A 19,621-nucleotide genomic window follows, 5' to 3' on the forward strand; every position below is an offset into this window, starting at 1 on the left:
CTATTTCCTCCCGAACAGTTTTTCGACATCGTCCATCGCGAGCTTCACCCATGTCGGCCGCCCGTGGTTGCACTGGCCCGAATGCGGCGTGACCTCCATCGTGCGGAGCAGCGCGTTCATTTCGGCGACGCTCAGCGTCCGCCCTGCCCGCACCGATCCATGGCACGCCATCGTCGCGGCGACCAGTTCGAGCCGTTCGTTGAGGCCGAGCGCCGCATCATAGCCCGCGAGATCGTCGGCGATGTCGGTGACGAGCTTGTGGCAATCGATCGCGCCCAGCATCGCCGGAGTCGCGCGCACCATCACCGCGGCGGGGCCGAAGCGTTCGAGTTCGACCCCGAGCGCGGCGAGCTGCGGCGCGGCGGCTTCGAGCCGGTCGCACGCGGGTTCGTCGAGTTCGACGACCTCGGGCAGCAGCAAGCCCTGCGACGGCACCGCCTGCCCGCCCATGCCGCGGCGGAGTTGCTCGAGCACCAGCCGTTCGTGCGCCGCATGCTGATCAACGATGACGAGGCCATCCTCGGCTTCGGCGACGATATAGGTCTTCGCAATCTGGCCGCGCGCGATGCCGAGCGGGTGCGCTTCGGCCCCCGGGACCGGCATGGTCGCGGGTTCGGCGCGTCCCATCGGCAGCGCATCGCGCGGCGGCGCGAAATCGACGATGCGGTCGTGCAGCAACGCGGTGGTCCCCGCGTCGACGGCGCCGAACATCGGCGCAGGCGGGCTTTGCGAATGCGCGAACAGGGTCGGCGGCGGCGGCGCGACGGGTTCCTGCTGCCATGCAGCGAGCGCGGCTTCGGCGGGTCGCTGGACGCTGCGGAAGCCATGTTCGTCGAGGGCGCGGCGGAGGCCCCCGACGATCATCCCGCGAATGAGCTGCGGATCGCGGAAGCGCACCTCGGTCTTCGCCGGATGGACGTTCACGTCGACCTCGCTCGTCGGCACGTCGAGGAACAGCGCGACGACCGGATGGCGATCGCGCGCGAGCAGGTCGGCATAGGCACCGCGCAGTGCCCCGACGAGCAGCCGGTCCTTCACCGGGCGCCCGTTGACGAACAGATATTGATGATCGGCGATGCCGCGATTGTAGGTCGGCAGGCTGATCACACCGCCGAGATGCACGTCAGCGCGGTCGATATCGATCCCGATGCTGTTCGCGGCGAGATCGCGCTGGGTCAGCGCCGCGACGCGCGTCAACTGGTCCTGCCCGCCCTGCACATCGAGCACGCGGCGCCCGTCATGCTCGACGGTGAAACCGATGTCGGGGCGCGCCATCGCCAGCCGCTTCACGACGTCGAGGCAGGCGGCATATTCGCTGCGCGGGCTGCGCAGGAATTTGCGCCGCGCCGGCACGCGCGCGAACAGATCCTCGACCATCACGCGCGTGCCGTTCGCCAGCGCCGCGGGCCCTTCGGCCGCCACCACGCCATTATCGACGACGCGTTTCCAGCCGTCGCCGCCCGCGACGCGGCTTTCGAGCGTCAGCCGTGCGACGCTCGCGATCGAGGGCAGCGCCTCGCCGCGAAAACCCATCGTTATGACGTCTTCGATGGCGTCGGTCGGCAGCTTCGACGTCGCGTGGCGTTCGAGCGCGAGCGCCATGTCGGCGGCGGTTATCCCGCACCCATCGTCCTCGACCTCGATCCGCGAAATCCCGCCCTCGGCGATTCGCACCGAAATGCGAGTCGAACCGGCGTCGATGGCGTTTTCAACCAGTTCCTTGAGCGCAGCGGCGGGTCTTTCAACCACTTCACCGGCCGCGATCCGATTTACGAGCTTTTCCGGCAGGCGACGTATTGACATGGCCGCTCTCCTAGCGCAGTCGAACGCAAATCGCGACCCATCCGCACAGCCCTGATCATTTTGTCCAGCCACCCCCTGTGGACGAGCCGGAATCTCCCCCTGATTGCAGCTGTCGCCGACCGGACGCGCGGGTGAAATCACGACAGGGGGCGTGGTCCGACGGGCCGCGGCTTCGATGACAGGAAGCAGTATCGATGTCCTTCTTTTCTCGCTGGCTTAAATTCAACTCCCAAGACATGGCTATCGACCTCGGCACCGCGAACACCGTGGTGTACGTGCGCGGCAAGGGTATCGTGCTGAACGAGCCCTCGGTCGTCGCGGTCGAGACGCTGAACGGGATCAAGCGGGTGAAGGCGGTCGGCGACGACGCCAAGCTGATGATGGGCAAGACCCCCGACAGCATCGAGGCGATCCGCCCGCTGCGCGACGGCGTCATCGCCGACATCGACGTCGCCGAACAGATGATCAAGCACTTCATCACCAAGGTCCACGGCGGCAAGCCCAACGCGTTCCGCAGCCCCGAAATCGTGATCTGCGTCCCCTCGGGCTCGACCAGCGTCGAACGCCGCGCGATCCGCGACGCCGCGTCGAACGCCGGCGCGAGCGAAGTGTGGCTGATCGAGGAGCCGATGGCTGCCGCGATCGGCGCCGACATGCCCGTCACCGAACCGATCGGTTCGATGGTCGTCGACATCGGCGGCGGCACCACCGAAGTCGCGGTGCTCAGCTTACGCGGTCTCGCCTACACCACGTCGGTTCGCGCCGGCGGCGACAAGATGGACGAAGCGATCGTCTCTTACGTTCGCCGGCACCATAATCTGCTGATCGGCGAAGCCACGGCCGAACGGATCAAGAAGGATTTCGGGATCGCGCGCATCCCCGCCGACGGCGTTGGATTGACGATCCACATCAAGGGCCGCGACCTCGTCAACGGCGTGCCCAAGGAAATTTCGATCAACCAGGCGCAGATTGCCGAGGCGCTGTCCGAACCGATCGGCACGATCGTCGAGGGCGTCCGCATCGCACTGGAAAACACCGCCCCCGAACTCGCCGCCGACATCGTCGACCAGGGCATCGTCCTGACCGGCGGCGGCGCGCTGATCGCCGAGCTCGACGAGCTGCTCAAGGATGCGACCGGCCTGCCGGTCACGGTCGCGGACGACCCGCTGACCTGCGTCGCGATCGGCACCGGCCGCGCGATGGAAGACCCCGCCTTCCGCGGCGTGTTGCAGCAAGCCTGATACCAAGGCGCTGAACCATGGTCCGCCCGGCACATCGGCGTCCGGGGCAATCCCGAAAGGCCCAATATGGCCTGTTCGCTGCCTATGTCATTGCGGTGACGGGGGCGGTGGCGGGTCTGTTGTTGGCGATCCTGTCGGTCGTTGACCCCATCGGCTTCGCCCAGCTGCGTGTGGCGAGCCAGGAAATCACCGCGCCGATCGCGCGCGTGACGCGTTCGGTGACCGGATCGCTCTCGGGCATCGACGACACGGTAGGCGCCTATGTCGGCGCGGGCACGCAAAACCGGCGGCTGCGCAAGGAACTCGCCGATACGCGCCGCCAGCTGGTCGCGACCAGCTCGCTGCAAGAAGAAAATCGCCAGCTCAAAGCACTGCTCAAATTGCAGGAAACCGACAAGACCGCGCTCGCCAACGGCTATCTGCTCACCTCGACCTCGACGAGCGCCAAGCGCATCGCGCTACTCAGCATCGGACGCAATCTGGGCGTCGCCGCGGGCCAGCCGGTGCGCGGCGCCGACGGGCTGATCGGTCGCATATTGTCGAGCGGACCGTCGGTGTCGCAGGTGCTGCTGCTCACCGACGTCGACAATATCGTGCCCGTCCGGCGCGCGCGCGACGGCCTGCCCGCGCTCGCCAGCGGGCGCGGCAACGGCGACCTCGACGTCCGCACGCTCAACATCGCGAACAACCCGTTCAAGCCGGGCGACATCCTCGTGACGTCGGGCACCGGCGGGCTTTATCCGCCGAATATCCCCGTCGCGATCGTCGTGCGTCGCCAGCACGACGGCGCGCTCGCGCGCCCGCTCGCCGATCCGGGCAAGGTCGATGCGGTGGCGGTGCTGCGCCCCTATACCCCCGACAATATCGAGGCCCAGGGACGCCCGGCGCCCGCACCCCTCCCTGCCCCCACCGGCGCGCCATGAACCAGAAGGGGCCGCGCCTCGGCGAACCGGCATCGCTGTGGCGGATGCGCGTCATACCGATCGCGAGCGTGATGTTCGCTTCGGCCTTGCCGCTGATGCTGCCGCTCATCGCCAACTCGCCGGTGCTGCCGCCGCTCGGCCTGCTGTTTTTCCTGTGCTGGCAGTTGCTCCGCTCCGAAATGTGGCCGGTGTGGATCGGCCTGCCGCTCGGCCTGTGGGACGATCTGTTCAGCGGCGCGCCGATCGGCACCGCGGTCGGGCTGTGGACGCTCGCGAGTATCGCGATCGCCTATTCGTCGCAGCGCATCTATTGGCGCGGCTTTTTCCACGATTGGGCGATCGCCGCGCTGCTGGTCGCGATCATCCAGTCGCTCGCCGCGCTGATCACCCATCCGCAGGCGGAGCCCGGCAAAGTGCTCGCCCTCGTTCTGCCGCAGATCATCATCTCGGCGCTGCTCGTGCCGCTGTTCATGCGCCTGACCGGCAAGTTTGACAATTTCCGCCTGAAACGCCGATAAACTGGTCCCAATCCCCTGATGCCGAAGAAGAAGAGTCCGCCGATCACCGAAGCCTGGAGGGGCATAACCTTCACCCGCCGTGCGCTCGTCGTCGGCGGGGCGCAGGCGGCGGTCGGCGTCGCGCTCGCGGCGCGCATGGCCTATATTTCGGTGGTCGACAATGATCGCTACGTCCTCGAATCGGAAAGCAACCGCGTCAATCTGACGCTCGTGCCCCCGCGCCGCGGCTGGATCGTCGACCGCCATGGCAAGGCGCTCGCGAACAATCGCGTTTCGCTTCGCATCGACCTCATTCCCGACCGGCTGCACAACAAGGAAATGATACTCGGGCAGCTCCAGACGCTGCTCCGGCTCGATGGCGACGCGATGGAGCGGATCAACCGCGACCTGAAGGCGGCATCGGGATTCCAGCCGGTCGCGGTCAAGGAAGACATGACCGAGGCCGAATATAGCTCGATCCTCGTCCGCCTGCCCGAACTGCCCGGCATCGCGCCGCAGCGCGGCTTTGCGCGCAACTATCCGACCGGCGCGGCGGTCGGCCATTTGATCGGCTATGTCGGCGCCCCGAACGCAGAGGAATATCAGAAGGTCAAGGATCCGCTGTACATCACGCCCGGCTACAAGATCGGCAAGGACGGGCTGGAGAAATATTTCCAGGAGATGCTGAAAGGCGAGCCCGGCGCGCGGCGCGTCGAGGTGACCGCACGCGGCAAGGTCGTTCGCGATCTTTCCACCCAGCCCGACATGCAGGGCAAAACCGTTCATCTGACGATCGACGCCGGCCTGCAGGAATATGTCGCGCGGCGCATGGGGCGCGAATCGGGCGCGGCGGTGGTCATCGACTGCCACAATGGCGACATCCTCGCCTTTGTATCGATGCCGAGCTTCGACCCGAACAGCTTCTCCGACGGCATCAGCACCAGCGAATATGCCTGGCTGCGCGCCGACGATCACCAGCCGCTGATCAACAAGGCGACGCGCGGCCTCTATCCGCCCGGATCGACGCTGAAACCGATGGCGGCGATCGCGGCGATCGAGCATGGCGTCGATCCGAGCGAGCGCCATACCTGCATCGGGGGCTATCGCCTCGGCAATCGCTTTTTCCGCTGCCTCGGCACCCATGGCAGCCTCGACATGCCGTCGGCGATCATGAAAAGCTGCAACAGCTATTTCTACTGGCTCGCGCACCGGCTCGGCTATGACGCGATGGCTCCCACCGCCCGGCTCCTCGGGCTCGGCGAGGAATTCCGGCTGGCGGGGAGCAACCAACGCTATGGGACCATCCCCGACAGCGCGTGGAAGATGCGGAAATACGACCAGCGATGGACCGCGTCGGACTCGCTTAACGCGGTCATCGGACAGGGCTATGTCAGCGTCAATCCGCTCCAGCTCGCGGTGATGGCGGCGCGGATCGCCTCGGGGCGCAGCCTCTATCCGCGCCTCGTCAACCGCCAATTCCGGAACGAACCGCTGCCCTTCTCGCCCGAAGCCCTCGCCGTCGCGCGCCAGGGCATGGACCTCGTCGTCAATGGCGCGGGCACCGCGGTGCGCAGCCGCCTGCCGCTCGACGGCATCACCATGGCGGGCAAGACGGGGACCGCGCAGGTGCGCGGGCTCCGCACCGGCAACGGTCAAAGCGGAACATGGAAATTTCGCGATCACGGGCTGTTCGTCGGCTTCGCGCCGGTCGTGAACCCGCGCTACGCCACCGGAATCGTCATCGAGCATGGCATGGGGGGCAGCCGCGCCGCGGCGCCCGTCGCCCGCGATTTCATGACCTATTTGTTCGACCGCGAAAAGGGCATGGAGGCGCTCGAAACGCTCGAGGCCGGGTGGGGCGGCTCGATCAAGGAACGCATGGACCGCGACTATGCCGCGTGGAAATCGGGCGCGTCGAGCGACCCCGACCCCGGAGTGCCGCAATGATCCCCGTCCCCCCCGCGATCCAGCGCATCCCGTGGAAACTGATCGCCATCCTCGCCGGGATCACCGGCTTTGGCCTGCTCGTCCTCTATTCTGCCGCGGGCGGCAGCTGGTCGCCCTGGGCGTGGCAACAGGGCGTGCGCTTCCTCGTCTTCCTCGGCGTCGCGCTGGTGATCGGGCGCTTCCCGATCCGCATCTTCGAGGATTTCGCCTATATCGCCTATATCGGCGTACTGGTCCTGCTCCTCGCGGTCGAACTGCTGGGCTTCGTCGGCGGGGGGAGCCAGCGATGGCTGAATCTGGGCATCATCAACCTCCAGCCGTCCGAACTGATGAAGGTCACGATCGTCATCGCCCTGGCGCGTTTCTACGCCCAGTTGCCGCCCGGAAACACGCGGACTTTCACGGCGCTCTGGCCCGCACTGGTGATGATCGGGCTGCCCGCCGGGCTCGTGATGCTGCAACCCGACCTCGGCACCGCGCTTGCCATCTCGATCGGCGGGGTGGTGGTGATGTTCGTCGCGGGCCTGCCCTTCTGGTGGTTCGGCAGCACCGCGGCGGCGGGCATCGCCGCCTTGCCCATCTTCTTCTCCTTCCTGCACGATTATCAGCAGAAACGCGTGCTGATCTTCCTCGACCCCGAAAGCGATCCCTTGGGCGCCGGCTATCACATCAGCCAGTCGAAGATCGCGATCGGGTCGGGCGGCATCGGCGGCAAGGGCTTCCTCAACGGTTCGCAAAGCCACCTCGATTATCTGCCCGAAGGCCACACCGACTTCATCTTCGCGACGATGGCGGAGGAATGGGGGCTGATCGGCGGGCTCGCGCTCCTGTTCGGCTTTTTCCTGCTGCTACGCTGGTCGACGCGCGTCGCGCTCAAGGCCCGGACGCGCTTTGGTCAGCTGACCGCCGCAGGGCTCACGATGACGATCTTCTTCTATATCGCGATCAACCTGATGATGGTGATGGGGCTGGCGCCCGTCGTCGGCATTCCGCTGCCGCTCTTCTCCTATGGCGGCTCGTCGATGCTGACGATCATGACGTGCGTCGGGATCATTCTCGCGATCGAAAACGACAGCAAAACGGGCAGCCGCCGCTTTCATTGATAAAAAATTCGGCAAGACCATTGCCAAGGGTTCCGCACCATGATAGCGGGCCGCTCTCTTCACGACGCGGGGGACTTTCCCCGGTTTCGTGAGTGCCGGAAACCGGCAGTGGACGCATAGCTCAGTTGGTAGAGCAGCTGACTCTTAATCAGCGGGTCCTAGGTTCGAGCCCTAGTGCGTCCACCACACTTCCCCGTGAAATCACTGACAAATTCCCAAACCCGGTCCGTCGTACCGTTCTAAAATCCGAATCAGAACGGTAATTAGAACGGTAAAAGAAATCACTCGGTCTGAATTTGCCGTAGCACGCTACGGCACGCTTTGATGAGATTCGTTCGGTCCGGCACACGCTGGTGAGCTTCAGCTTCCAAAGCCCTTCGCATGAACGTCTCTGCACAGGCCATTCGCCCGAGCAGCGTTCGGACGATCGCAAGCAGGCGGACGTCCCTCCTGCGATTGCTGAAGCCTTGTGCTTTGGATCGGGCTCGGCCAATCGAACAACCGCCTGCCGAGCGAAGATCGATTCTTCCCTCGCCACACGGCAATGGTCCCGCCCAGGGATTGCTCCTCTCCAAGGCGGGACCATTTTTAGACAATGCTCTGGCAATCAGGATCGGCGTCGAAGCTTTGCAAACTCTCGATCGGTTGCCATGAAGCGTTCGACCATCGGGCACACGAGCTTCTCGGGCGGCATGGGGTCCCCGCGCAGCCCATCGAGCACGATGCGGATATTGTCCTCGGCCGAGAAGTGCCGACGCGTCGCTCGCCGGATATCCTTCACCACCCGCTCTGCACGGGCCTTCAGCGGCGAATTTTTCAAGGAGGGTTTGGGCTTCATCTTCGTTCCTTCGTCACTACGACGAAGCCCAAACCCTCCTTAATTTACAACCTCAAATCTGTGCCATTGGCGCTGACGGGGAACATGAAACATCACTCAGGTTCGCCGCACGTCGGCCAACGCTTCATCGAGAAGCAATTCCATGTCGGCTTCGGACAGGCCGGAGAATCCGGCGTAGGCCTGCTCCAGCGTCAGATCGAGCAGGCGCAATTTCACGGCATCCTCGACGAAGCGCGATAAATTGCCTTTCATGCCGCGCCGCGCGAGACAGGCGCGGACCTCGACCCACCCGCAAGCTGGATGCGCGCCATCAGCTTCAGCGCGGCGACATTGTCCGGATGCGTCTTCAGAAAATTCATCAATTCGACGCGCGCGTCGCCCCATCGCCCGTCGGCATAATGGCGCTGCGCCTCGGCGAGGCCCCCTCGCTCCGGCTGGCATCCAGCGAGAAGCGCGAACGCGGGCAAAACCAGCAAAAATGGACGGCGCATTTCGGCAGAAGCTCCCAACAGTGGCGAGTGAATCTAATGGCGAAAAATCACCGGTGCGTTAAGGGCTTGCACAGGGCGGTAGGTAGTCCGTTCCTGCAATCGATAGCTGAGATCAGCAAAGAGGGGCCACACCATTTCAGCTCGGAACTTGTAAAGCAGGTGATGCTTCGCGGGCGCCGGGCTGGCAGCAGGGCCCGGGAACGGAATGTTGCGCGAGCAGGCCCGGAACAGGATCGGGTGCGAGCGCAAGCTTTTGTTAACCTGATTCGGGCAGATTTGCTTTGGGGGGCACATGGCGGCTTAGGCCCATGCGAATGGAGTATTCGCGGTGCTCGAAACGACAAGACCAAGGTCGGTCATGGGGCCGTTGGGTCCGCTGACAATGGAAGATTTGCCGGCTTCGGCAACCACCTATTGGGTGAGCCGGCGCAAGGCCGAGGTGCTGGCTGCGATCGACGGCGGGCTGCTAAGCGTCGATGACGCCTGCGAGCGATATCGGTTGAGCCTCGAAGAACTTGGCGCCTGGCGCCGATCGGTCGATCGCGCCGGGATTGCGGGGCTTCGGATCACCAAGGTCCAGCGCTACCGCGACCATGTGACAGGCTGACAAAATGTGACCGTGCCACCCCCACAGGGCATGGTCTCGCCAGGACGGCGCGAGATAATTGGTCCTTCTCGCGCCGTCCGTTTCTTCTAGCGGCATTTAAGCTCGCCGCGGTCGATGGCGCGGCCAAGAAGACCGCCACCTGCGGCACCGATGATCGTTCCCACCGTCCGGTCGCGGCCACCATCGAGCTCACGGCCGACGAGCGCACCGACCGCCGCGCCGATGATGAGACCTGTGGTGCCGTTATCGCGGCGGCAATAATAGCGGCCGTCCTTGGCACGCCAGATACGGTCGTTATGCGAGAGGCGCCGCGGTTCATAATAGCGGCCGTAGCTGTCGTAGAGGCCGCGATCCTTTGCACGCTTGCCATGCGCCGGAGCCCAGGGCGGCGGATCGGCAAGCGCCGGTGCAGCGGGTATCGCGAGAGCCGCAAAAAGCGCGGCGGCAAGAAGTTTCTTCACGACCGATCTCCTCCAATGTGAGCAGAAGGTAAACCGGTCTGTCCGAACAACCGATGAACGAAGATACCCCCGCGTTTGTGCAGCGAATAGCCGCGCAGGGCTACGTTCGCACCCTCCCCCACGGGCCCGAAATCGCCAGCGTCTTCGCGGGACTATAAATGTTCACGAACATCGTCCGGCCGTCCGGGGAGAAGCATGCGCCGGCAAGTTCCGTCTGCGCGTGCAAGCGGGCAAAGGCATAGACCTGCCCGTCAGGCGTGATTCCGCGCAGATGATTGTCGACGGTCTCGGTATATTGATCCTCGCAAATGATCAGATGCCCTGTCGGCGCGATGGTGATGTTGTCGCCGAAATTGAGCATCGCCTTATCGGTGGATTCGACGAATAGCTGAAGCCGGCCCGGGCTCGTGGTCTCGCCTTCCTGGCCCTCGTGCGGCGAGGGACGGTAGCGCATGACCTGGCTGAGCTTCGCGGCACCGCCCGATGTGCAGCAGAAATAGAGTTCCCTGTCGCCGAAGTGGATGCCCTCGCCGCGTGCGAACCGCACCGCTCCGTGCGCATGGCCGCGATGACGCAGGTCGTCGTTCGCGCTGTCGACGCCATCGAGATCGATCCACCGCGCCGCGATCCACTCGCCTGTGGCGAGATCCGGGGCCATCCAGTTGCGGCTGTCGGTGCCGCGATCCCGATCGGCGAAGGCGAGCGCCTGGAGCCGGCCGCCGCGTACAAGTTCGCCGTGCCGCTCGGGAAGGAAACGGTAAAAGAGGCTGTCGTCGCGGTCCTCGGTCAGATAGACGATACCGGTTCGCGGATCGACGGCGGCGGCTTCATGGTTGAAGCGGCCCATGGCGCGCAGCGGCACAGCGTCGACGAGGCCGGGATGGGCCGCCGGAACCTCGAAGACCCAGCCATGATCCTGCGTCAGCCCATTACCCGCGCGCGAGACATCCTCCTCGCAGCTGAGCCAGCTCCCCCACGGCGTGACGCCGCCCGCGCAATTGCGGATCGTGCCGACGAGACTGAGATGCTGCCGCTCGACCCGTCCGCTGCGCTGATCATAGACCAGGGTCGTCGTGCCGCCGGGCAACCAGCCGCCATCGGCTCCCCGGCCGAACCCGCGGCCCGTCCGCGAAGGCGACGCGAAAGGGCCGACCCCCGCATGTTTCGGTTGCAGCTCATGGTTGCGGACGAGCGCGACCCGATGCCTGTCGATATAGAATGCCCCCATGCCGTCGGCACGGTCGGGAACGCGCAGGCCATCGTCCATCCGTTCACCAAGCTGCGAAATGACCCGGTAAGAAAAACCGCGCGGCAAGTCGAGCAGTCCGCCGGAGTCCGGCTCGAGCGCGCCATAACCCGGCGCCCTTGCCGAGCGCGGTGCGCCCGACGTCGCGCAGCCGCTCAATGCCAGTCCCGAGAAAGCCAGCGAGGTGAGACCGAAGGTGAAGGCCCGTCGATCGACGGCAGCGGATAATTTCAGCATCGGCGGCCCCTAGCCCGGAAAAAGGACATTCCTGTTACGGTCCCGCAAGCACGGCAGCGCCGATCGAGGCTGCCACGGATCCGAGGACGACCGCAAGCGGCGGCACTTGGAGCCGGACGAGCAGCCCAAACCCTGCAATCGCGATCATCGCATCGGGAGGCGACAATATGCCGCTCGTCCATAAGGGGTCGTAGAGCGCGGCCGCCAGGATCCCGACGACTGCGGCGTTCACGCCGGAGATCGCGGCGCGCGCCGTCGCGCTCTGGGCGATCGCGGCGCGGAACGGCATCGCGCCTGCGGTCAGCAGCAGTCCCGGCAGGAAGATCATCGTAAGAGCTGTCAGCGCACCTGCTACCGGAGCATCGGGCTCGGCGAGCGCGCCGAGATAGGCCGAAAGCGTGAAGAGCGGTCCCGGCACAGCCTGCGCTGCGCCATAGCCCGCGAGGAACTGGCCATCGTTCATCCAGCCGGGCACCAGTCCCTCCCGCAACAAGGGCAGAACCACATGCCCGCCGCCGAATACGAGCGCGCCGGCGCGATAGAAGATGTCGGCGAGCGCGAACGATCCTTGCCAGCTCGACGCCAGCGGCAAGAGCGACAGGAGGCCTGCGAACAGCGCAAGGCAGGCGAAGCCGGTCCGCCGGCGCGGAGCCCAACCGATCGGTGCTTGCAGCTCGACCTTACCGGCCTTGCCGAAGCCGACGCCCGCGAGCGCGCCGACAAGGATGACCGCGATCTGCGCCGCCGGAGCTGCGGCGATCAACATCGCGACCATGGCCGCGGCGGCGAGCGAAAGCCGGGGAAGATCGGGTGTGAGCGTGCGCGCCATTCCGACGAGCGCCTGCGCGACGACCGCGACTGCGGCGATCTTGAGGCCGTGGATTGCGGCAGCGGCGAGAGGACCCGAGAGATCGGCTGCGACTAGCGCGAAGCCGAACATCAGGATCGCCGATGGCAGGGTGAACGCCGTCCAGGCTGCTAAGCCGCCGAGCGGCCCCGCCCGCATCAGCCCAAGCGCAAAGCCGGCCTGACTCGACGCAGGACCCGGGAGAAACTGGCAAAGCCCGACGAGTTCGGCATAGGCGTGGTCGTCGAGCCATCGCCGCCGCGCGACCAGTTCGTCGCGGAAATAGCCGAGATGCGCGATCGGGCCCCCGAACGACGTGCAGCCAAGCTTCAGGAACGCACCGAATACCTCGCCGGCTGTCCCCGTCTCTGCGTCGTCGTGCTTGCTCGTACAGGCCATCTCATCCTTTCAAGCTAGTGCGGAAGGAGGTTGCCCAAATGCCATAATGTCTCCGATTCCGCGCCGAGCCATTCTTCAACAGCCGGATACGCGGATATCGACTGAGCGGGCAGCCCATGATTGTGGCGGTTATATATTTTGAAGCGGCGACGAAACAGTTACTTCCATCGGGAATATGCGATGCGTATTGACGGGAGCCCATGCATCGAATAATCCCGATGCATGACCAATGACGCTGCCCTGCTCGCCCTCGCCGCGCTCGCGCACCCGACCAGGCTCGATGCCTTCCGGCAACTCGTCCAGCATGAGCCCGAGGGGCTTTCGACAGGGCAGCTCGTGGACCTTTCGGGCCTGACGCAGAGCACCTTCTCCACGCATCTGGCGGTGCTCGCCAAGGCGGGGCTCTTGCAGACGGAAAAGCGTGGGCGCCGATTCATCCAGCGCGCCGACATCGATGCGCTTCGAGCCCTGATGCTCTTCCTCGCCAGGGATTGCTGCCAGGGCCGCGCCGAACTCTGCGAGCCGCTGCTCGCCGAACTCGCCTGCTGTTGATCGGAGCGAAGCCGTGACCGACATCATCATCTACCACAACCCCGCCTGCGCCACCTCGCGCAATACGCTTGGCCTCATCCGCAACGCGGGGATCGAACCACATGTCGTCGAATATCTGAAGACGCCGCCTTCGCGCCCGCTGCTCGAACAGTTGATCGCGCGCGCCGGGATAATTCCGCGCGATCTCCTCCGCGAAAAAGGCACCCCCTATGCCGAACTCGGCCTCGACGATCCCGCGCTTGGCGATGCGGAGCTCGTCGACACGATGATGGCGCATCCCATTCTGATCAACCGCCCGCTCGTCGTATCGCCGCTCGGGGTGAGGCTCTGCCGCCCCTCCGAAGCCGTACTCGACATCCTTCCGGCGAGGCAGCTCGGCGCCTTCGCCAAGGAGGACGGCGAGCTCGTCGTCGATGCCGCCGGCAATCGCAAAAGCGACTGAGCGATGTCCGCGACCAAGCCCGAACGGCTGTCGTTCCTCGACCGCTACCTGACGCTCTGGATCTTCCTCGCGATGGCGTTCGGCGTCTTTCTCGGAAGCATCTTCGAAGGCCTGCCAGGCGCAATCGACGACCTGTCGATCGGCACCACCAACATCCCGATCGCGATCGGCCTCATATTGATGATGTACCCGCCGCTGGCGCGTGTCCGCTATGACGAGCTACCGCGCGTGTTCGACGACAAGCGCGTGCTTGCGATCTCGCTCATCCAGAACTGGATCATCGGCCCCGTGCTGATGTTTGCGCTCGCGGTCATTTTCCTGGCCGACAAGCCCGAATATATGACCGGCCTGATCCTAATCGGCCTCGCCCGCTGTATCGCGATGGTGATCGTCTGGAACCAGCTCGCCAAGGGCGACAATCAATATGTCGCGGCGCTCGTCGCGTTCAACTCGATCTTCCAGATCCTCTTATTCAGCGTCTACGCTTGGCTTTTCCTCGCCGTCCTGCCGCCGCTGTTCGGGCTCGAAGGCAGCGTCATCGACGTGAGCTTCACGACAATTGCCGAGGCGGTGCTCGTCTATCTGGGCATCCCGTTCCTCGCAGGGTTTCTCACCCGCAAGATACTCACCCGCGCGAAGGGCAATGACTGGTACGAGACGCGCTTTCTGCCGCGCATCGCGCCGATCACCCTCGTCGCGCTGCTCTTCACCATCGTCGCCATGTTCAGCCTGAAGGGCGGCGAGATCGTCACCATTCCCGGCGACGTGATCCGCATCGCCATCCCGCTCAGCATCTACTTCGTCGTACAGTTCCTGATCAGCTTCTGGATGGGCAAGCTCATCGACGCCGACTATCCGCGCACGACCGCGGTCGCCTTCACCGCCGCAGGCAATAATTTCGAACTCGCGATCGCGGTCGCGATTGCCGCCTTCGGCCTCGCCTCACCCGTCGCCTTCGCGGCGGTGATCGGCCCGCTCGTCGAGGTGCCCGTCCTCATCCTTCTCGTCGGCGTCGCGTTTCGCCTCGGACGCCGCTGGTTCCCCGAAAGCACTCCCACGGCAGGATAGGTAATGACAGACCCAGCTTTCACACGCCTCCGCCCGCTCACCAATGCAAACCATCTTCCGGCGCTCAGCCCCGAATATCTGCGCGCCCAGCCGGCGCTCGGTCTCGGCCCGGTCGAGCCGCCGCCGCGTATCCTGCTCCTTTACGGTTCACTGCGCGAGCGCTCCTACTCACGCCTCGTCGTCGAAGAGACTGCGCGCCTGCTCCAGCTCTTCGGGTGCGAGACACGCATTTTCGATCCCTCCGACCTGCCGCTGCCCGATCAGGTGGCCGATGACGATCATCCGGCGGTCGAGGAACTGCGCCAGCATTCACTCTGGTCCGAAGGCCAGGTCTGGTGCAGCCCCGAGCGTCATGGCCAGATCACCGGAATCATGAAGGCGCAGATCGACCATTTGCCCCTCGCCTACAAGGGCCTCCGTCCGACGCAAGGCCGTACGCTGGCGGTGATGCAGGTATCCGCGGGATCGCAATCGTTCAACAGCGTCAACACGCTGCGCATCCTCGGCCGCTGGATGCGGATGATCACCATCCCCAACCAGTCGAGCGTCGCCAAGGCGTATCAGGAGTTCGACGAGGCCGGCCGTATGCTGCCGTCGAGCTATTATGACCGGATCGTCGATGTCGCCGAGGAACTTGTGCGCTTCACCGTGCTCATGCGCGGCCATGCCGAACAGCTCGTCGACCGCTATTCGGAGCGCAAGGACCGGAACGAACCGGTTGTCACGCCTGCACAGCTCGCGGGAATTCCGGGCGCGTAATATGGAGTGGCCGATCGCGGACTGGCATCTGTGGATGGCTCCCGCGTTGCAAGTGTAAAGTGATGATCTGGCCGTTGGCCGGGTGCAGTCGTCTGTCCGGCCTGTTGATGCAGTCGGTGTATGGGTGCCCGCGATGCCGATTGTAAGGGCTCGCCCCCTCCGCACACGGCCAGCACGTCCACGGCATATGGTCCTTATCCGGCATATTACCCGCATTTATTTTTCAGTCGACGCCGAGAGAAGCTCCCCGAGTGAGCGCTGAGGTGGCACGTAAATGGCCGTTTAGAGACTATCCGCTGCTCCGTAAACCTAGCGAGAAGCCGACGTCGGCATGAGATCTTCGTCGGCTCCATCTTGGTCCTGAACCCAAGTTGGGAATCGAACCATCGCCCGTTCAAACAGGGCTGACGTGACCAGTCTCCACAGCCAGTCGCGCAGGCTTGGGGACGCATGCTCTCCGAACCAATCCGCATCGACGGCGGCAAACTGCCGCACGAAGGGAAATATCGCGACATCGGTGAAACCTCTCTCCGTTCCGCCGAGATATTTCCGGCGGGTCAGCCGCGCTCCAAGATCCGCCAGGATCGCCAGTCCTGCGGCGCAGTGAACAAACGGATCGACATCATATCTTTCGGCATATTTATACCGGTCGAGATGATGTTTGAACGGGCCATCGAATTCCGCGACCAATGCTTCGTCATGGCGTGCGAGCCAGTTCTCGGGGTCGTGCTGCGCCAGTCCCCAGTGCATTATGTCGATGCTTTCGTCGATCACCGTCCCGCCCGGCAGAACGAGCACCGGCACGGTCCCCTTGAGCGAAACATCCAGCATAGCGCGGGGCTTGTCGCGCAGCACGATCTCACGATGCACATAGGGGGTCCCGCTCGCCTGCAATGCCATGCGTGCACGCATTGCATAAGGGCAACGGCGGAAGCTGTAGAGGATCGGGGCATCGCACATGGCTCAGTCATAGCCCGCGGCACATGTACTGCCAAATCGAGGCAATGCCCCGATGGGCGCCAATGCTCGGCTGCCCGGCTGAACCATTTGCGGTTCGCAGAGCTTCCGACGCGGCTCCATTCAAGCCTCCCGCGATATCAGTGCTGAGGCCGGCCATAGGATCGGCCGTCATCCGCCTCTTCGCCTCATAGGATATGCGGCTTTGGCGGTCTCGTCGGCTGCCAGCTTGCGCCAGCGATCAAACCGCACCGATGTCAACGTGCCCGCGGCAATCGCGGCTCGAACAGCGCAGCCCGGTTCGTTGCCATGCGCGCAGTCGGAGAAGCGGCACCCATGCGCCGCGATAATGAAGTCGTCGAAGACCTCTGATATTCCATCGCCGGCGTTGGACAGTTGCAGTTCGCGCATTCCGGGCGTGTCCAGCAACCAGCCCCCCTGATCGAGCCGATGCATTTCTCGCACGGTGGTCGTGTGACGCCCCGTATCATCGCGCGCCCGGATCGCTTGGGTCGCGATGCTGTCCGATCCTCGCAAGGTGTTGACGAGCGTCGATTTGCCAACGCCCGACGATCCTAATAGTGCAACGGTCTCACCTTTGCCGCACCATCGCGCAAGCCCAGCGACGCTGGCGGGATCTTTGCCGTTGACGGTTTCGACACGCAATCCCGGCGCGATTGCGCGTGCGGCCGTCTCGAATTTCTCCGAGGTGTCTGTCAAATCGGTCTTAGTCAGCACCACGACCGGATTCACCGCCACCTCGCGCGCCAGAACCAGATATCGCTCCAGCCGCGCGACGCTGAAATCCTGATTGCACGAGGCAACGATGAACAGCGTATCGACATTCGCGGCGATCATTTGCTCTTTGCGCGGATCACCGGGCGCGCGACGTTTGAACAGGTTCATGCGAGGAAGGACGCGCAACGGCTGCAGCGTTTGGCAGTCGACAAGCAGCCAGTCACCGACCGTCGGATGGTCATCGGACGGCGCAGCGCCTTGAATATAGGGAGTGATGAAGCGCGGCGGCCCCGCGCCCGCAACGGCGATCTTGCCGCGATGCACGGCCGTCACCCGGACCGGATAATACTGCCCGACTTCGTCGCTCGTCATATGCTCGCTGAAAAATTCCCTCCAGCCCAGCTCTTCCAAAGTCTCATTGGTGGATGTCATAAAGCCGCAGACGGATCTTTCCTTTTGACTGACAGCGCTGCTTCCCTGCGCCGGGCCAGCATATCGCCCTCGGTGATCTCGGTATCACATAGTTATCCGGAACATAAAATATAACGACCGCAAGGGGGCTGGCGCCCGACGATCTTACCAAGGACGCCTGACAACAGAACCGAGGTGCGCGATTATCTTGAACCATATGGTTCCACTGGCTGGTTTGAGACAGTCAGCTTGGGAGCATGAATCGTGAAAAGCGGACAATGTCGCGCCGATCAATTGGCTGGCGGGTTGACGAACGCGGCGCGGATCATTGTGTTAGCGAAACCGCCGCACGGCCAATGGATATGATCGCGATGACTCAACTCGCTGCGACAGCGCATATGTCGGCTGACAACTTCTTGAACTCCAGTTCTGGAAAGCCTTCGGCCGCCGATTTGTCGAGCGCGTCATAATAGAGATTGGCGCCGCCGAAATAGATCAGGACGCGCGCGCCCTTGTCGTCGCGGTTGGCACCCATCATCCACGAGTTGACCTTGTCGCCTTCGTTCATCAGCGTCTGGCCGTGGATGTCCGCGGTCGCGGCGGTCCATTCGCGCTCGGCCTCTTCGCGCGGTTCGAAAATATCCATCCCCTCGCGTTCCATCTTGCCGATGCAGCGCGAGATCCAGATGGCGTTCTGTTCGATCGAGGTCGGCAGGTTGGCGAAGGGCGCCTGCGGCCCGGTGACGGTGAACATATTGGGGAAGCCCGCGACGCAGACCCCCATGATGCACGCTGATTGCTCCTGCCATTTTTCGCGGAGCGCCTGCCCGCCGTTGCCACGGATCGGAAAGGCTTCGAGCGCGCCGGTATAGGCCTTGAAGCCGGTCGCCAGCACGATGATGTCGAACTCATGGTCGGCTTGCGTCGTGCGCACCCCGGTTTCGGTGATCTCGACCAGCGGCTCCTGCTTCCTGATGTCGACAAGATGCACATTGTCACGGTTGAAGGCTTCAAAATAACCGTGGTCGAGCGGCGGGCGCTTGGCGAACAACGGATAGTCATCGAAGCTTGGCGTCAGCAGGTCGGCGAGTGCGGGGTCGTTAACGCGCTCGCGCATCTTGGCAGCGATGAAGTCGCCCGCGATCCGGTTGGCCTCGGGGCTGGCGAGCAGATCGTCGAACGTCTCGAACACCCAGCGGAAGCTCCCGGTCCAGTTTTCCTCGAAGATGCGCTGCCGCTCCTCGGGCGGCGTGTCCATCACATTGCGGCCCACCGGGCTGTCGAAGGCCATGCCGAAAACATGGTTGCGGCACTTCGCGACGATCGCGGGGTAATTGTTCTTGATCTCCTTCTCCCACTCCGGGGTCATCTCTTTCTGCATCGCGGGCAGGACATAATTGGGCGTGCGCTGGAACACCGTCACGCTGCCTGCGGTTTCGGCGACGACGGGCAGCATCTGCACCGTGGTCGCGCCGGCGCCGATGATGCCGACCTTCTTGCCAGCATAGTCCAACCCTTCGTGCGGCCAGCGCGAGGAATGGAAGATGGGTCCCTTGAAACGATCCATGCCGGGGATCTTCGGGATCATCGGCTCCGAAATCATGCCCATGCCGCTGATGAAATATTTGCTGGTAAAGATGTCGCCGTCGCCCGTCGTGACCTGCCAGCATCCGCGCTCCGCCAGATATTCCGCCTCGACGATCTCGGTATCGAGCTGGATGTGCGGCCACATGTCGCACTTGTCGGCGACGAAGCGCATGTAATTCTGGGTTTCCTCGCGGCCGGGATAGCGCTTCGTCCACGACCATTCCTGCAGCAGCTCGGGCGAGAAGGTAAGGCAATAATAATAGCTCTCGCTGTCGGTCGCGGCGCCCGGGTAGCGGTTCCAGGTCCACGTGCCGCCGATATCCGACGCCCGGTCGAATACGCGGACGGAGAGGCCCAACTCGCGGATATAATGGATCAGCGCAAGGCCCGCAAAACCGGCCCCGATCACGATCGCGTCATAGTCCCCAGCGGTCCCGCTCGCCTTGTCGTTCGTAGTCATCTGTCAC

At 64.1% G+C, this 19,621-nt stretch carries 20 protein-coding genes and 1 tRNA gene; 11 read left to right on the top strand and 10 right to left on the bottom strand.

Features of this window, described 5'->3' with window-relative positions; genetic code table 11:
* Entirely contained in the window at nt 1-1,803 is a 1,803-nt protein-coding gene (gene mutL / locus GGR90_RS10745; RefSeq protein ID WP_167921421.1) for a DNA mismatch repair endonuclease MutL, read from the bottom strand.
* 194 nt (nt 1,804-1,997) lie between these two features.
* On the opposite strand from mutL, the gene GGR90_RS10750 reads away from it, so the two are divergent.
* The 6 genes from GGR90_RS10750 (at nt 1,998) to GGR90_RS10775 (ending at nt 7,700) form a co-directional block, all read left to right on the top strand.
* Complete coding sequence (locus GGR90_RS10750; protein WP_167921422.1) at nt 1,998-3,044, top strand: rod shape-determining protein; 1,047 nt, start codon at nt 1,998-2,000, stop codon at nt 3,042-3,044.
* Between the two features lie 17 nt (nt 3,045-3,061).
* Nucleotides 3,062-3,967 (top strand): rod shape-determining protein MreC, encoded by a 906-nt coding sequence (gene mreC / locus GGR90_RS10755; protein ID WP_167921423.1) that lies wholly within the window; start codon nt 3,062-3,064, stop codon nt 3,965-3,967.
* Nucleotides 3,964-4,485 carry a rod shape-determining protein MreD gene (locus GGR90_RS10760; RefSeq protein WP_167921424.1) on the top strand — a complete coding sequence of 174 codons (522 nt, stop codon included), beginning with the start codon at nt 3,964-3,966 and terminating at the stop codon, nt 4,483-4,485. Before mreC ends, GGR90_RS10760 begins: the two co-directional genes overlap by 4 nt.
* Before the next feature lie 18 nt (nt 4,486-4,503).
* Nucleotides 4,504-6,411 carry a penicillin-binding protein 2 gene (mrdA, locus tag GGR90_RS10765; RefSeq protein ID WP_167921425.1) on the top strand — a complete coding sequence of 636 codons (1,908 nt, stop codon included), beginning with the start codon at nt 4,504-4,506 and terminating at the stop codon, nt 6,409-6,411.
* Nucleotides 6,408-7,514 (top strand): rod shape-determining protein RodA, encoded by a 1,107-nt coding sequence (gene rodA / locus GGR90_RS10770; RefSeq protein ID WP_167921426.1) that lies wholly within the window; start codon nt 6,408-6,410, stop codon nt 7,512-7,514. The genes mrdA and rodA overlap by 4 nt, the downstream gene beginning before the upstream one ends.
* 110 nt (nt 7,515-7,624) lie before the next feature.
* A tRNA-Lys gene (locus tag GGR90_RS10775) sits at nt 7,625-7,700 on the top strand.
* 421 nt (nt 7,701-8,121) lie between these two features.
* Here the strand turns inward: GGR90_RS10775 and GGR90_RS19765 are convergent.
* The 3 genes from GGR90_RS19765 to GGR90_RS19480 all read right to left on the bottom strand — a co-directional run bounded on the left by GGR90_RS19765 (nt 8,122) and on the right by GGR90_RS19480 (nt 8,843).
* Nucleotides 8,122-8,352, bottom strand: coding sequence for a DUF2274 domain-containing protein (locus GGR90_RS19765; RefSeq protein ID WP_167921427.1), 231 nt, complete (start codon nt 8,350-8,352; stop codon nt 8,122-8,124).
* A gap of 96 nt (nt 8,353-8,448) precedes the next feature.
* Nucleotides 8,449-8,604 carry a ribbon-helix-helix domain-containing protein gene (locus GGR90_RS19475; RefSeq protein ID WP_245198573.1) on the bottom strand — a complete coding sequence of 52 codons (156 nt, stop codon included), beginning with the start codon at nt 8,602-8,604 and terminating at the stop codon, nt 8,449-8,451.
* Nucleotides 8,601-8,843 (bottom strand): hypothetical protein, encoded by a 243-nt coding sequence (locus GGR90_RS19480; protein ID WP_245198575.1) that lies wholly within the window; start codon nt 8,841-8,843, stop codon nt 8,601-8,603. The genes GGR90_RS19475 and GGR90_RS19480 overlap by 4 nt, the downstream gene beginning before the upstream one ends.
* 328 nt (nt 8,844-9,171) lie before the next feature.
* Here GGR90_RS19480 and sciP point away from each other — a divergent pair, with 328 nt between their 5' ends.
* Nucleotides 9,172-9,450, top strand: a complete 279-nt coding sequence (gene sciP / locus GGR90_RS10790) for a CtrA inhibitor SciP (RefSeq protein ID WP_167921429.1) — start codon at nt 9,172-9,174, stop codon at nt 9,448-9,450.
* An 86-nt stretch (nt 9,451-9,536) separates the two neighbouring features.
* On the opposite strand, the gene GGR90_RS10795 is transcribed toward sciP, so the two are convergent.
* From GGR90_RS10795 to chrA, 3 genes are all read right to left on the bottom strand, one after another.
* A complete protein-coding gene (locus GGR90_RS10795; protein WP_167921430.1) occupies nt 9,537-9,911 on the bottom strand; it encodes a glycine zipper 2TM domain-containing protein in 375 nt (124 codons plus the stop codon).
* Nucleotides 9,912-10,011: 100 nt separating this feature from the next.
* Nucleotides 10,012-11,394 carry an alkaline phosphatase PhoX gene (locus GGR90_RS10800; protein ID WP_167921431.1) on the bottom strand — a complete coding sequence of 461 codons (1,383 nt, stop codon included), beginning with the start codon at nt 11,392-11,394 and terminating at the stop codon, nt 10,012-10,014.
* 34 nt (nt 11,395-11,428) lie between these two features.
* Nucleotides 11,429-12,640: a chromate efflux transporter gene (gene chrA / locus GGR90_RS10805; protein WP_167921432.1), complete on the bottom strand. Its 1,212-nt coding sequence runs from the start codon at nt 12,638-12,640 to the stop codon at nt 11,429-11,431.
* A 222-nt stretch (nt 12,641-12,862) separates the two neighbouring features.
* On the opposite strand from chrA, the gene GGR90_RS10810 reads away from it, so the two are divergent.
* Genes GGR90_RS10810 through arsH form a run of 4 tightly spaced genes read left to right on the top strand, consistent with a single transcriptional unit; the run spans nt 12,863 to nt 15,461 of the window.
* The gene (locus GGR90_RS10810; RefSeq protein ID WP_167921433.1) at nt 12,863-13,192 is read left to right on the top strand and encodes an ArsR/SmtB family transcription factor; all 330 of its coding nucleotides are present in this window, start codon (nt 12,863-12,865) and stop codon (nt 13,190-13,192) included.
* Between the two features lie 13 nt (nt 13,193-13,205).
* A complete protein-coding gene (arsC, locus tag GGR90_RS10815; protein ID WP_167921434.1) occupies nt 13,206-13,634 on the top strand; it encodes an arsenate reductase (glutaredoxin) in 429 nt (142 codons plus the stop codon).
* 3 nt (nt 13,635-13,637) lie between these two features.
* On the top strand, nt 13,638-14,702 hold the full coding sequence (arsB, locus tag GGR90_RS10820) for an ACR3 family arsenite efflux transporter (RefSeq protein ID WP_167921435.1): 1,065 nt from the start codon (nt 13,638-13,640) through the stop codon (nt 14,700-14,702).
* A gap of 3 nt (nt 14,703-14,705) precedes the next feature.
* A complete protein-coding gene (gene arsH / locus GGR90_RS10825; RefSeq protein WP_167921436.1) occupies nt 14,706-15,461 on the top strand; it encodes an arsenical resistance protein ArsH in 756 nt (251 codons plus the stop codon).
* Nucleotides 15,462-15,770: 309 nt separating this feature from the next.
* Here arsH and GGR90_RS10830 read toward each other — a convergent pair whose 3' ends face one another.
* The 3 genes from GGR90_RS10830 to GGR90_RS10840 all read right to left on the bottom strand — a co-directional run bounded on the left by GGR90_RS10830 (nt 15,771) and on the right by GGR90_RS10840 (nt 19,614).
* A complete protein-coding gene (locus GGR90_RS10830; protein ID WP_167921437.1) occupies nt 15,771-16,421 on the bottom strand; it encodes a glutathione S-transferase in 651 nt (216 codons plus the stop codon).
* A gap of 168 nt (nt 16,422-16,589) precedes the next feature.
* Nucleotides 16,590-17,588 carry a ribosome small subunit-dependent GTPase A gene (rsgA, locus tag GGR90_RS10835; RefSeq protein ID WP_167921438.1) on the bottom strand — a complete coding sequence of 333 codons (999 nt, stop codon included), beginning with the start codon at nt 17,586-17,588 and terminating at the stop codon, nt 16,590-16,592.
* Between the two features lie 355 nt (nt 17,589-17,943).
* Entirely contained in the window at nt 17,944-19,614 is a 1,671-nt protein-coding gene (locus GGR90_RS10840) for a flavin-containing monooxygenase (RefSeq protein WP_167921439.1), read from the bottom strand.
* Nucleotides 19,615-19,621 lie beyond the last annotated feature (7 nt).

Origin of the sequence: Sphingopyxis italica, assembly GCF_011926545.1 — a bacterium.
Classification (GTDB): Bacteria; Pseudomonadota; Alphaproteobacteria; order Sphingomonadales; family Sphingomonadaceae; genus Sphingopyxis; species Sphingopyxis italica.

Excerpts from the sequence above, each read along its gene's own strand:
- mutL (WP_167921421.1), bottom strand. The coding sequence starts at position 1,803 with ATGTCAATACGTCGCCTGCCGGAAAAGCTCGTAAATCGGATCGCGGCC.
- GGR90_RS10750 (WP_167921422.1), top strand. The coding sequence starts at position 1,998 with ATGTCCTTCTTTTCTCGCTGGCTTAAATTCAACTCCCAAGACATGGCT.
- mreC (WP_167921423.1), top strand. The coding sequence starts at position 3,062 with ATGGTCCGCCCGGCACATCGGCGTCCGGGGCAATCCCGAAAGGCCCAA.
- GGR90_RS10760 (WP_167921424.1), top strand. The coding sequence starts at position 3,964 with ATGAACCAGAAGGGGCCGCGCCTCGGCGAACCGGCATCGCTGTGGCGG.
- mrdA (WP_167921425.1), top strand. The coding sequence starts at position 4,504 with ATGCCGAAGAAGAAGAGTCCGCCGATCACCGAAGCCTGGAGGGGCATA.
- rodA (WP_167921426.1), top strand. The coding sequence starts at position 6,408 with ATGATCCCCGTCCCCCCCGCGATCCAGCGCATCCCGTGGAAACTGATC.
- GGR90_RS19765 (WP_167921427.1), bottom strand. The coding sequence starts at position 8,352 with ATGAAGCCCAAACCCTCCTTGAAAAATTCGCCGCTGAAGGCCCGTGCA.
- GGR90_RS19475 (WP_245198573.1), bottom strand. The coding sequence starts at position 8,604 with ATGAAAGGCAATTTATCGCGCTTCGTCGAGGATGCCGTGAAATTGCGC.
- GGR90_RS19480 (WP_245198575.1), bottom strand. The coding sequence starts at position 8,843 with ATGCGCCGTCCATTTTTGCTGGTTTTGCCCGCGTTCGCGCTTCTCGCT.
- GGR90_RS10800 (WP_167921431.1), bottom strand. The coding sequence starts at position 11,394 with ATGCTGAAATTATCCGCTGCCGTCGATCGACGGGCCTTCACCTTCGGT.
- chrA (WP_167921432.1), bottom strand. The coding sequence starts at position 12,640 with ATGGCCTGTACGAGCAAGCACGACGACGCAGAGACGGGGACAGCCGGC.
- GGR90_RS10810 (WP_167921433.1), top strand. The coding sequence starts at position 12,863 with ATGACCAATGACGCTGCCCTGCTCGCCCTCGCCGCGCTCGCGCACCCG.
- arsB (WP_167921435.1), top strand. The coding sequence starts at position 13,638 with ATGTCCGCGACCAAGCCCGAACGGCTGTCGTTCCTCGACCGCTACCTG.
- arsH (WP_167921436.1), top strand. The coding sequence starts at position 14,706 with ATGACAGACCCAGCTTTCACACGCCTCCGCCCGCTCACCAATGCAAAC.
- GGR90_RS10830 (WP_167921437.1), bottom strand. The coding sequence starts at position 16,421 with ATGTGCGATGCCCCGATCCTCTACAGCTTCCGCCGTTGCCCTTATGCA.
- rsgA (WP_167921438.1), bottom strand. The coding sequence starts at position 17,588 with ATGACATCCACCAATGAGACTTTGGAAGAGCTGGGCTGGAGGGAATTT.
- GGR90_RS10840 (WP_167921439.1), bottom strand. The coding sequence starts at position 19,614 with ATGACTACGAACGACAAGGCGAGCGGGACCGCTGGGGACTATGACGCG.